This window comes from Pseudomonas sp. 37 R 15, from assembly GCF_900004865.1.
Taxonomy (GTDB): domain Bacteria; phylum Pseudomonadota; class Gammaproteobacteria; order Pseudomonadales; family Pseudomonadaceae; genus Aquipseudomonas; species Aquipseudomonas fluorescens_AM.
The window spans coordinates 70,244-81,585 of the sequence record NZ_CVTV01000027.1 but is presented as its reverse complement, the minus strand read 5'-3'; the positions used below and the strand labels follow the sequence as shown (position 1 = coordinate 81,585).

General features: G+C 61.3%; 13 protein-coding genes. 7 read left to right on the top strand and 6 right to left on the bottom strand.

Going from position 1 to position 11,342, the window contains the following annotated elements:
* Positions 1-37: 37 nt before the first annotated feature.
* The 4 genes from BFQ04_RS09140 to BFQ04_RS09125 form a co-directional block, all read right to left on the bottom strand.
* Positions 38-1,213, bottom strand: a complete 1,176-nt coding sequence (locus tag BFQ04_RS09140; RefSeq protein WP_065949219.1) for an integrase core domain-containing protein — start codon at positions 1,211-1,213, stop codon at positions 38-40.
* Between the two features lie 320 nt (positions 1,214-1,533).
* Positions 1,534-2,373: a cache domain-containing protein gene (locus tag BFQ04_RS09135; protein ID WP_065950534.1), complete on the bottom strand. Its 840-nt coding sequence runs from the start codon at positions 2,371-2,373 to the stop codon at positions 1,534-1,536.
* A gap of 56 nt (positions 2,374-2,429) precedes the next feature.
* A complete protein-coding gene (cynS, locus tag BFQ04_RS09130) occupies positions 2,430-2,900 on the bottom strand; it encodes a cyanase (RefSeq protein ID WP_065950533.1) in 471 nt (156 codons plus the stop codon).
* A 28-nt stretch (positions 2,901-2,928) separates the two neighbouring features.
* Positions 2,929-3,570, bottom strand: a complete 642-nt coding sequence (locus BFQ04_RS09125; RefSeq protein WP_065950532.1) for a carbonic anhydrase — start codon at positions 3,568-3,570, stop codon at positions 2,929-2,931.
* A gap of 113 nt (positions 3,571-3,683) precedes the next feature.
* On the opposite strand from BFQ04_RS09125, the gene cynR reads away from it, so the two are divergent.
* Positions 3,684-4,550, top strand: a complete 867-nt coding sequence (gene cynR, locus BFQ04_RS09120) for a transcriptional regulator CynR (protein WP_065950531.1) — start codon at positions 3,684-3,686, stop codon at positions 4,548-4,550.
* On the opposite strand, the gene BFQ04_RS09115 is transcribed toward cynR, so the two are convergent.
* Complete coding sequence (locus tag BFQ04_RS09115; protein ID WP_065950530.1) at positions 4,525-5,298, bottom strand: transporter substrate-binding domain-containing protein; 774 nt, start codon at positions 5,296-5,298, stop codon at positions 4,525-4,527. The genes cynR and BFQ04_RS09115 overlap by 26 nt on opposite strands.
* A gap of 166 nt (positions 5,299-5,464) precedes the next feature.
* On the opposite strand from BFQ04_RS09115, the gene BFQ04_RS09110 reads away from it, so the two are divergent.
* The 4 genes from BFQ04_RS09110 (at position 5,465) to BFQ04_RS09095 (ending at position 8,665) form a co-directional block, all read left to right on the top strand.
* On the top strand, positions 5,465-6,064 hold the full coding sequence (locus tag BFQ04_RS09110) for a class I SAM-dependent methyltransferase (RefSeq protein ID WP_065950529.1): 600 nt from the start codon (positions 5,465-5,467) through the stop codon (positions 6,062-6,064).
* A 137-nt stretch (positions 6,065-6,201) separates the two neighbouring features.
* Positions 6,202-7,335 carry a ribonuclease D gene (gene rnd, locus BFQ04_RS09105; protein WP_065950528.1) on the top strand — a complete coding sequence of 378 codons (1,134 nt, stop codon included), beginning with the start codon at positions 6,202-6,204 and terminating at the stop codon, positions 7,333-7,335.
* Positions 7,332-7,625, top strand: a complete 294-nt coding sequence (locus BFQ04_RS09100) for a YcgL domain-containing protein (protein WP_065950527.1) — start codon at positions 7,332-7,334, stop codon at positions 7,623-7,625. Before rnd ends, BFQ04_RS09100 begins: the two co-directional genes overlap by 4 nt.
* Before the next feature lie 107 nt (positions 7,626-7,732).
* Positions 7,733-8,665 (top strand): D-2-hydroxyacid dehydrogenase, encoded by a 933-nt coding sequence (locus tag BFQ04_RS09095; RefSeq protein ID WP_065950526.1) that lies wholly within the window; start codon positions 7,733-7,735, stop codon positions 8,663-8,665.
* A 214-nt stretch (positions 8,666-8,879) separates the two neighbouring features.
* Here BFQ04_RS09095 and BFQ04_RS09090 read toward each other — a convergent pair whose 3' ends face one another.
* Positions 8,880-9,464, bottom strand: a complete 585-nt coding sequence (locus tag BFQ04_RS09090; protein ID WP_065950525.1) for a nitroreductase family protein — start codon at positions 9,462-9,464, stop codon at positions 8,880-8,882.
* Positions 9,465-9,617: 153 nt separating this feature from the next.
* On the opposite strand from BFQ04_RS09090, the gene BFQ04_RS09085 reads away from it, so the two are divergent.
* Both BFQ04_RS09085 and BFQ04_RS09080 read left to right on the top strand, forming a co-directional pair.
* Positions 9,618-10,067, top strand: coding sequence for a YcgN family cysteine cluster protein (locus BFQ04_RS09085; RefSeq protein ID WP_065950524.1), 450 nt, complete (start codon positions 9,618-9,620; stop codon positions 10,065-10,067).
* Between the two features lie 13 nt (positions 10,068-10,080).
* A complete protein-coding gene (locus BFQ04_RS09080) occupies positions 10,081-11,301 on the top strand; it encodes a hypothetical protein (RefSeq protein ID WP_065950523.1) in 1,221 nt (406 codons plus the stop codon).
* Positions 11,302-11,342: the final 41 nt, after the last annotated feature.

The following is an 11,342-nucleotide window of genomic DNA, read 5'->3' as shown; positions in this document are numbered from 1 at the left end:
TGTACGGGTCAACCACATGGGTTACAAAAAAGTGCACTCACATAGGTGACACTTTGATTGAGACATAACCGTTCTTTGCATCTCTCGCATTCACATGGCCCAAGATCACAGGACCGAAGATTACATTCCATACCCCATCACCGATCATCTCCATTCCGATGGTCTGGTGACAAAGTAGATTGCCAACATAAACCCGCATGCCTCCTCGATTGATGATTCCGCTACTGTCGGCCAGGTAACTCTCAATATGACTCGCATAGATCATTTCCGGTAGCGTCTCTGGGTACATTCGAGTTGAAGGCGTATAGCAAGCAGCAGGCGTTTTCTGGCCAAGCGCCTCATGTCCACGCTCGTAATTGTAGTGCTGCAGGAAGCGATCAAAGTGTCGCTGCTGGGCTTCCCACGCAATTGCCGACGGGTGAGGTAATGTACTTTTCAGCGTCCGGTGCATGCGCTCATGCCGCCCATTCTGATCTGGGCGACCTGGCTCGATCCTCTCAGGAATGATCCCAAGTCTCATCCACCAAATCGACAGCTGTGACAGCCCTGCACGACTGGTGCTGGCAAACGGTATCCCATTGTCAGTACGAATACGCTCTGGCAGGCCGTATTCGCGAAAAACCCTTTCGAAGGTTTGCTGGGTTTCCTTCAGATTGGTGCTGCTCATGCTCTGGCACGCCAGCAAAAACCGGCTGGCATGATCCATGATCGTCAGCGGATAACACCAAATCCCTGCTCCGGTCAGGTATTGGCCCTTGTAATCAGCGCTGAACAACTGGTTGGGATTTTCTGCCTTGCGTAAAGGCTTGGGATACACAGCCACCCGTCGGCGCAATGGCTTGGGGGTAATCAAATCAGCTGCCTTGAGAATGTTGTAAATGGTCGTCTTCGAGGGCGGATCCTGATCTGGGAAACGCTGCATGAGGCTATTCTGAATCTTTTTCGGGCCGGGGATCGTCTCGCCACTTAAGCGAAATTCAACGATTGCCTGTTTCACAGCCAAGGGCACCACGTAGGTTTGGTTGTGGCGGCAGCGGCTACGTTCATCAAGCCCACTCGGGCCCTCTGCCTCGTAACGCCTGATCCACTTATACCCAGTCTTGCGGCTGACCTCATAGTCCCGGCACAGCTGGCTAAGGCTGTGCTTCTGGGACAGGTAATCGGCAATGAACATTACTTTAAGGTCCATAGGTTTCAGCTCTTTCCAGGGCATGGTCAGATCCTCGCGAAATCGACCCTGCCAGTTAAAAACTGTTACCTATGTGCGTGAACTGATTTGTAACCCATGTGGGTGAGTCATACCGGCAAGAGCGTTTTGCTTACTTTTACGCTTTTCAAAAGTGAGCCGCCGTCAGGGCGGAACCCTAAGTGGCCGTTACCGCAGAAACGGATATGTACTCAATCTGATCCAACATCCTGGTCGGCCCAGAGACCGCCATCGGGGGCAAGTCGAATCGTCGCCCCGCCCCTCCCACACAAAGCCAACGGCGTACATATCCGTTACCGCAGCAGGATATGTACCCGTCAGATGAATCAGGGACTGTAATACCCCACCGCCACCATCCAATGCCCGGCCTTGCGCACATAAGCATGCTTATTCTCGACCTTCCCGGTCACCGGGTTCTTCCAGCGGTATTTATATTCGCCCTGATCCTGCTCCCCCATCAACGCAAGGATCGGCTCCCCGACAGGCCGGCCATCCGGGTCCTTGACCTTGGCGAAATCGGTATTGATCAAGCGCAGATCGGTGCCGTGCGCCACATAGCGCCGCGTATCCAGGTCAACCACGAACACATACAGATCATCCTGCAGGAAACCACCCTGCAATGAGTTGATCGCCTTGAGCGTCCCCGCTTCGTCCTTCAGCAGCGCGTTCACCGCCTTGTTGCGCAGTGCCCGCGCCTGTTCCGGTGTGGCCCGTGGCAGGTAATAGCCGACCGCCAGGATGCGCTCGCCCACCCGCTGGTAAAACACATGCTTGTGTTCGACCTTGCCGTCATTCCAGTTCTGCCACCGATAATCGGCCTGCTGGATACCCTGGCCTTCGGGCGCGCTGATGGCGTGTTTGAACGAGGCTTGCAGATCGGGCCCGAGTACGGTGGACACGTCGCGACCGATCAAGGCCGAGGAGGGGCCGCCACTGGCCAGCAGTACGCCTTTGGTGTCGACCACGAAGACGTAGCGGTCCTGGTCGATGAATTCGCCCTGGCGGCTGAAAGCGGCCAACGCCTTGTCGCCATTGTTCTGGTAGTAAACCAGAGCCTTTTCCAGCAACGCCTTGGCCGCTTGAGCGTCTGCGTCACTGGCCGTGTCGGCGTGCACCTGGCTGCCGCACAACAGCAGCAGCCAGGCGAGTCGTAGCAGTGTGTTCATCTACCCGTCCCTCGGTCTTGTTGGAATCACAAGAGCGTAGACGGTTCGGCGAGGGATCAGAAGGGTTTGGTTGGCAAGTATTTGCCGTCCAGGGTGATCACTGCGCGCGAACCTCCGTCCGGGTCTTCGACTTTCTTGATGTCCAGCTTGAAATTGATCGCGCTGATGATGCCGTCGCCAAACTGCTCATGCACCAGCGCCTTGAGGGTGGAGCCGTAGACCTGCAGCATTTCGTAGAACCGGTACATCGTCGGATCAGTCGGCACGCCGCCGGGGAAGCTGCCGCGCAGGGGCACGCTTTGCAGCAGGCGGCTGGCGTCCTCGTCCAGGCCGAGTTTGGCGCACACCACGTCGGCGGCGTCCTTGGGCAGCGGATGCTGGCCGAGCAGGGCGGCGGTGACGAAGGCCAGGCTCAGGCCGGTGCCGTCGGCGAGGTCCTGCCAGGACAGGTCCTTGCGCGCCTTGAGGTCGATGACGGTGTCGGCCAGGGCCAGGCGAGGGGTTTGGGAAAAGTTGGATTGCAACATGGTGAGGTCCTCTTGGGTTGAATAGGGTTCAGGCGGCGTGAGCGCGGGTGGTCGGGTGCTCGAGCAGGGAAACGAAGCGCGCGCTGCGCCCGTCCAGTGCGTCGATGCCACCGGTTTCGATGTCGTACACCCAGCCGTGCAGGTTCAGCCGACGTTGCTCCAGCGCCAGGGCGACGGATGGGTGAGTCTTGAGGTTAGCCAATTGAGCGACCACGTTTTCACGCACCAGGGCATCCAGGCGCGCCGCGTCCGAGGCATGCTGGCGGGCGGCGTTGATCACTTTGGCCGACTCGGCATGGCGCAACCAGTTGGCGACCGCAGGCAGGTGGTCCAGGCAGGTGCAGGTGGAGATGGCGGTCATCGCGCCGCAGTCGGAGTGGCCGCAGATCACGATGTCGCTCACGCCGAGTACCGCCACCGCATATTCGACCGTGGCCGATACGCCGCCCGGTTCCGGCCCGTAGGACGGCACGATATTGCCGGCATTGCGGATGACGAACAGGTCGCCTGGTTCCTGCTGGGTCAGCAGTTCCGGGACGACACGGCTGTCGGAACACGACACGAACAGCGTGCCGGGGTTTTGCGTGGTGGCCAGGTGTTTGAACAGGTCGCTGCGTTGGGCAAAGGCTTCGCGCTGGAATTTTCGAAAGCCGTCGATGAGGTGCTGCATAGGGAGTTCTCCTTGCGTTGCTGATAGGGCAAGGATGGAAGTTTTCGCCTATAGCGTCCAAGACCGGATTATTATTGTTTCTATAAGTACTGCCTATAGTTGGAGCGTCACTGATGCTTTTGCGCCATATCCGTTACCTGTTGGCCGTTGCCGAGCACCGCAATTTCACCCGAGCGGCCCAAGCGTTGCATGTGTCGCAACCCACCTTGTCGCAACAGATCAAGCAACTTGAAGACACCCTGGGAGCGCCGCTGCTCGATCGTTCCGGGCGCAGCGTCAGCCTGACGGATGCGGGCCAGGCTTATGTACGCTTTGCCCGGTTGGCGTTGCAGGACCTGGAGGCGGGCACCCGTGCGATGCATGACGTGCAGGACTTGAGCCGCGGGCATCTGCGCCTGGCGATGACCCCGACCTTTACCGCCTACCTGATCGGCCCGTTGCTGGCGCGGTTCCATGGGCTGTACCCAGGCATCACCTTGAGCGTCGAAGAGTTGACCCAGGACCGCATCGAAGCCGCGCTGGGCGAGGATTTGCTGGATATCGGCATCGGCTTTGCCGGCGAACACGGGCCGGATATCGAGTGTGAGGCGTTGTTTGCCGAGGCCTTGAGCGTGGTGGTGCGGGCGGATTCGCCCGAGGTGAATCGGTCGGCATGGTTCGAGCAGCCGCTGGTCCTGCTCGATCCGGGGTTTGCCACGCGCCGCTATATCGATGACTACTGCCGCCGGCAAGGCGTGAAACCGCGCATTGTCATGGAGGCCAACTCCATCGGCGCGATCATTGAAATCGTGCGTAACACTTCACTGGCGACCATCCTGCCCCGCGCACTGGCCCTGGCGCAGGCCGGGTTGCATGCCGTGGCCATCGAGCCGCCGTTGCCGCACCGCACCGTAGGGCTGCTCAGCCGCAGGGGCGCCTATCGCAGCGCCGCGTGCGCGGCCTTTGTCGAGCTGATCAAGGCGCCGCCAGCCACTGACTGACAATGCCGTCATACACGCCGGTCGCCACGCTCAGGTGCAACCACTGGTCGACGTAGCTTTTCCAGGCCACATCGTCGCGCGGCAGCAGGAAGGCTTTCTGGCTGTACTGCATCTGCCGATCGGGGTTGACCGCGCACAGTCCCGGTTTTTGCTTTTGCTGGTAACGCGCTTCGCTGGCGTCGGTGATCATCACGTCGGCCTTGCCCGCCAGCAGTTCGTCAAAAATCGTCACGTTGTCGTGCAGGCGTATCTGCGCCTGCCCCAGCTGGGCGCGGGCAAACGCCTCATTGGTGCCGCCCGCCGGTTCGATCACGCGCACCTGGGGCTGGTTGATTTGCTCGACGCTCTGGTAGCGCTGCACGTCGGCGCAACGCACCAGCGGGATCTTGCCGTCGACACCGAGCGGCTGGCTGAAGAAGGCTTTTTTCTGGCGCTCCAGTGACACCGAAATACCGCCTACGGCGATGTCGCAGCGTTGGGCCAGAAAGTCCGGCATCAGGGTTTTCCAGGTGGTGGGCACCCAGGTGATCGTCGCGTTGAGGCTCTTGGCCAGGGACTCGGCCATGGCGATATCAATGCCTTGGTAGCGGCCATCGGCACGCAGCGAGGTGTAGGGCATGTAGTCGCCGGTGGTGCACACCGTCAGCGTGCCACGCGCGATGACCTCGTCCAGGCGTGACGGGCTGCTATCGGCCAGGGCGGTGGTTGCCACGCTCGCCAGTACACACAGGGCTAGAGGAGCTTTCATGCGGTCGAGTCCTTGGGGCAGGTCGGGCGGACATTATTTCCAGCACGGGGCAGGGTGGCAAGGTGTCGGATTACGGCGTTGCGGCTTTCGACCTTTTTTTCACGTTGCGGTGGTTAAGCTGCCGATCAAGGTCGTTTTACTTCCGTTTTGTCCACATGAGCCTGCGATGTCGTCACAACCTCCATCCTCCATCGAGACCGAATTCACCGAGCGCTATGACCGTGAGCATGCCAGGGTCTGTGGTGATACCTGTCCGCCCGGGCTGTTGCAGCGTCTGTCCGCGTGGCGCGATGCACGGTTGGTGCGCCATGCGTTGAAGGTCGCCGGGGAGCCCGGATTGATCCTCGACCTGGCCTGCGGCTCCGGGCGGTTCTGGCCGGTCCTGGCAGAGCACGTCAATCGGGTGATCCTGGCATCGGACCCTTCCCAGGACATGCTCGACCATGCCCGCACCCATCACTCGGCGGCCTTGCTCAAACGCGTCAAGACATTCCCGGGCTCAGCCTTTTCCATTGGTCTGTCGGCGAATGCGGTGGATTGCATCTTCTGCCTGGAGTTGTTTCGCCATGTGCCCGATACCGAGGTGCGCCTGGCCTTGCTACGGGAATTCCACCGCGTCAGCCGCGACACTGTGATTGTGTCCGTGGACGCGCGTATCCCGGTTGAGGAGGAGTTTCGCCAGGCCGGCTTCAAAGTCCTGAATCAGCGGGAGTTCCTGCCCGGCTCCAAACTCTGGTGTGTCTACGTCCTGCGTAAGAGGGGATAGCTTCAGAGGAGATAGCTTCCGCCTGTCGGATTATTCTTCATCGTCTGTCTGAGTTTTCATGGTTGCCTGTGCACTGCGGATGCTCGCAAGTCCCTTTCGCGATATATACTGCGCGCCATTCTTCAAGGGAGAGCCGTGTGGCCATCGATATTCACTGGATCTGCGACAACGATAGCCTCGGCCAGCATTGCGCCCAATGGCAGCAGTTGCCATTCGTCGCCCTCGACACCGAATTCATGCGGGTCGACACCTTCTACCCCATTGCCGGGCTCATCCAGATCGGTGATGGCGTGCGCGCGTACCTGATCGATCCCCTGACCATCGACAACTGGCAACCCTTGGCCGCCTTGCTGGAAAACCCGGGCGTGATCAAGGTGGTACATGCCTGCAGCGAAGACCTGGAAGTGCTGTTGCGCCTGACCGGCAGCCTGCCGGCGCCGTTGTTCGACACTCAACTGGCCGCAGCCTACTTGAACCTCGGGTTCTCCATGGGGTACTCGCGACTGGTGCAAGCGGTGCTCGACATCGACCTGCCCAAGGGCGAGACGCGTTCGGACTGGCTGCAGCGGCCATTGTCCGAAACCCAGGTGAGCTATGCCGCCGAAGACGCCGTGCACCTGGCTGAAGTCTACATCCGCCTGCGCCCGCAATTGACCGACGACAAATACGCCTGGGTACTGGAAGACGGCGCCGAGCTGGTGGCCAACCTGCGCCGCGAAGTCGACCCGTACGAGGTGTACCGCGACGCCAAGCTGGCGTGGAAACTGTCCCGCGCCCAGCTCGTCGTATTGCGTGAACTGTGCGCCTGGCGCGAGCAGCAAGCCCGCGCTCGTGACCTGCCGCGCAACCGCATCGTGCGTGAGCACTCGTTATGGCCCCTGGCCAAATCCCAGCCGGATAACCTCGCCGCCCTGGGCAAGATCGAAGACATGCACCCGCGCACCGTGCGTCAGGACGGCCAATTCCTGCTCGACCTGATCAAGCGTGCGGGCAGCGTGCCCATGGACCAATGGCCGCCTGCCGTGCCTGAACCGCTGCCGGTCGATGCCGCTGCGCTGATCAAGCAACTGCGCGCCCTGGGCCAGACGTTCGCCGAGCGCCTGGACATGGCGCCGGAACTGATGCTGCGCAAGAAAACCCTCGAAGCCCTGGTTAAAAGTGGCTATCCCGATGGGCCTTACCAATTACCCGATTCGCTGCGTGGCTGGCGTCGCGAATTGATGGGCCAGGCGCTGCTCGACAGCCTGGCCAGTGCCGGAGAACAGCCTTGAAACGTATTTGCTCGATTTATCGCAGCTTGAAAAAAGACGGCATGTACCTCTATGTCCTCAAGAGCGACGCCCTGGAGCGGGTGCCGGAGCCGTTGATGCTCGCCTTCGGCAAGCCGCATCACGCCTTCGACATGGTGCTGACACCCGAGCGCAAACTGTCGCGCGAGGACATCGCCGTGGTGCTGGAAAACCTCGACAAGCAGGGCTATCACCTGCAAATGCCGCCCGCCGAGGACGAGTACATCGAGCACCTGCCTGAAGAGCTGCTGCGCCGCAACGACCCGATGTGACCGATCAGCGTCCGTATCAGGGCGCAGGCTTGAATGGAATTGTATTAGAGGACGGTGGCCGTAAGGATGCGGGCGGCCGTCTGCACTGTTTTTGAAAGGTTTGAACCATGCGTGTTCTGATTGCTGAACAGGATCACCCGCTCTACGCCCAATTGCTTCGCGAAGCCGCGCCGGACCTTGAGGTACTGACCAGCGGCGACTCGGCCGAACTCTCGCGCCTGGCCGCCGATTCCCCCGTGTGGCTGGGCCAGCCGGACCTGCTGGCGACGCTGTTGCGCCAGGGGCATCATCCGCAATGGTTGCAGTCGACCTGGGCTGGCATCACGCCGCTGCTGGCCGAAGGATTGCCGCGTGATTATCGCCTGACCCGCGCGGTCGGCATCTTTGGCCAGGTCATGGCCGAATTCGTCCTGGCCTACATGCTCGGACACGAACGTGAAGTGTTGGCGCGGCTGGTCAGCCAGGTCGAGCGCAAGTGGGACAGCCGCCTGGGCCAGAGCCTGGCGGGGCGCAAGGTGCTGGTGGTCGGCACCGGCGATATTGGCCAGAGCGTGGCGCAGTTCCTGCTGCCGTTTGGCGTCAAGCTGTATGGCATCGCCAGCCAGGCCCGCGAGCAGGCGCCGTTTATCGAAGTCGCCGGGCTCGATCAATTGGGCCGGCTGGTGGGCGAGGTGGATTATGTGATCAACCTGCTGCCCAACACGCCCGACACCCATGACCTGTACGACGCCGCACTGTTCAAGCAATTCAAGCCGACCGCCTTGTTTATCAACGTCGGGCGCGGCGTGGCGGTGGTGGATGCCGATCTGGTCGAAGCCCTCAAAGAGGGACATCTGGCCGGAGCGGTGATCGACGTCTGCCGCCAGGAGCCGCTGCCGCAACGCCATCCGTTCTGGACGGCGTGGGGCTTGTTGTTGACCGGGCACAGCTCGGCACCGACTTCGCCGGCAATGATGGTGCAGTTGTTCGTGCAGAACGTGCGTGCGTACCAGGCTAAACAGGCACTACGCGGGGAAGTAAGTTTCGAGCGCGGCTACTGATACGAACGCGGGCGTGGACAAAATGTGCGAGGGGGTTTGCCCTAATGCCAGTCTGCAGGAGCGAGCTTGCTCGCGAAAAGCGTCAACGATAACGCGTGCTTTCTGCATGAACGCGGTGCCTGTGAGTTTTTCGCGAGCAAGCTCGCTCCTACAAAAAGCCTTAACTAACTGGCATTAGGGCTTGCCCCCTCCCATATTGGTTTTTGCTCGCGATTCAGAGACTGAAGTCACCTTCCGATACCAGCTCGCTCAGCGGCTTGCGCGGGCTTGGCGCTTCGCGGCCTTGCAGGTACTCGGGCAGGCTCGACTTGTCGCCCAGCTTGCCCACTGCCACGGCGGCGTGCAGCGCATAGCCTGCGGGGATCTTCAGCTCTTTGCGGGTCAGTTCCTGATCGAAGCCGGCCATGCCATGGGTGTGCCAGCCGGCGAGACTGGCCTGCAAGGCCAGGTGGCCCCAGGCGGCGCCGGTGTCGAAGGTGTGCCACAGGGCCGGGGTTTCTTCCGTGGCGCCGGGGGCGACGAAGTCGGTCTTCGAGGCGATGATCACCAGTGCCGACGCATGCTGCGCCCAGCCCCGGTTGAATTCATTGAGCAAACCCAGGAAGCGCTCCCAGTCCGGCGTGTCGCGGCGAGCGTAGAGAAAGCGCCATGGCTGCGAGTTGTAGGCCGAAGGTGCCCAGCGCGCCGCTTCGAAGAAGCTCAGCAGGGTTTCCCGGGAGATGCTCTCGCCGGTAAAGGCGCGAGGCGACCAGCGTTCGGTGAACTGGGGGTGGATCGGATAGTCGGCAACACGGGTCATGAGCAGTTCCTGATCGTCAATTCGGCGCTCAAAACTACTGCGCAACCACTAGACTGACAAGCCTTGTTACACCGCCAGTCGTAAGCGCTTGGCCCCAGGGGGCTTGGGCACTAGACTGGCGGCCTTTGAACCTACCGATACTGATGCAGAGCCATGGCCGCCAAAGTCGAACCTTTCTGGATACGCAAAACCCTCGAGCACCTCGACCAGGAGGAATGGGAGTCGCTGTGCGACGGCTGTGGCCTGTGCTGCCTGCAAAAGCTCGAGGATGAAGACGACAACAGCGTCTATTACACGCGCATCGCCTGCAAACTGCTGGACCTGAAAACCTGCCAGTGCAGCGACTATCCCAATCGTCGGGCGTCGGTGCCGGACTGCATCCAGCTCACGCCCGGGCAGGCCGACCAGTTCAAGTGGCTGCCGCCCACCTGCGGCTATCGCCTGGTCAGCGAGCGCAAGGATTTGCCGTTGTGGCACCACCTGGTCTGCGGCGACCGCGACGCCGTGCACCACGAACGTATTTCCCAGTCCGGGCGCATGCTCAGCGAAGGCAGCGTGCCAGAGGACGACTGGGAGGATTACCTGATCTTCCGCGCGGGTTGAACCAGGAGTGTGTATGAAGGTGGGATTCAAGCTGGCGACAGTGGCGCTGTTGCTGGCGCTGAGCACGTCGGCGTGGTGCGCCAGGAAAGTCGACCTGGATTACCACGTCAAACTTCTGCCCCAGAGCGATCAGGCCGAGGTGCGCGTAAGCCTGTCCCAGGGTTCTGCGGTGCGCAGCCTGGATTTCGACCTGGGCCGCGACGGCGACTACAGCGATTTCAAGGCCGATGGGCAATGGAAGGTCGATGGTCGTCGGGGTCACTGGCAACCCAGCGCCGACAAGGCCAGCCTGACCTACCGCGTACGTCTGACCCACGCGCACAACCCCGGCACCTACGAAGCGCGGATGACGCCGGCCTGGGCGCTGTTTCGCGGCGACGACCTGGTGCCCACCGCACGGCTGGACCAGCAGGATGGTGTCGAGCTGGTCTCGCGCCTGACGTTCGAGCTGCCGCCGGGCTGGAAAAGCGTCGAGACCGCCTGGCCGCGTATCGGCAAAAACAAGTTCCGCATCGACAACGTGTCCCGCCTGTTCGACCGCCCCACCGGCTGGATGCTCGCCGGTAGCCTGGGCAGCCGCCGCATGCGCCTGGGACAGACCGACGTCACCGTGACGTCGCCCAAGGGCCAGGGCATGCGGCGTATGGATGTGCTGACGCTGCTGACCTTCGTGTGGCCGCAAGTGGAAGCTGCGTTCCCGCGCCACCCGGCCAAACTGCTGGTGGTGGGCGCCGGCGATCCGATGCGCCGTGGCGCCTTTGCGGCGCGTGACTCGATCTACCTCAACAGCCGCACGCCGCTGGTCAGTGAAGACGGCAGCAGCCCGTTGATCCGCGAAGTGGTACAGGCCATTGCCCGTTTCAATGACCACGACACCAGTGACTGGATCAGCGAAGGCCTGGCCGGTTACTACGCCATTGAACTGGTACGCCGCGCCGGTGGGATCACCGATGAGCGGTATCAGGCGATACAGGTGCGCCTGACGAAGGAGGGCAAGGACGTGACCCGCCTGCGTGGCGAACACGTCAGCGGCGCAACAGTGTCACGGGCGGTGGTGGTGTTGCAGGAGCTGGACCGGGAGATCCGCGTGAAAACCCATAACAAGCGCTCGCTGGATGATCTGGCGCAAGCGGTAATGCGCGCCGGCAGCGTGACCACTGCGCAGTTTGTGCAGCTGGCCGAAAATATCATTGGCGAGTCGTCGGTGGTGCTCGATAGCAAACTGCTGCACTGATCTTCAAACCTTGCACAAAGCAAAATGTGGGAGGGGGCAGG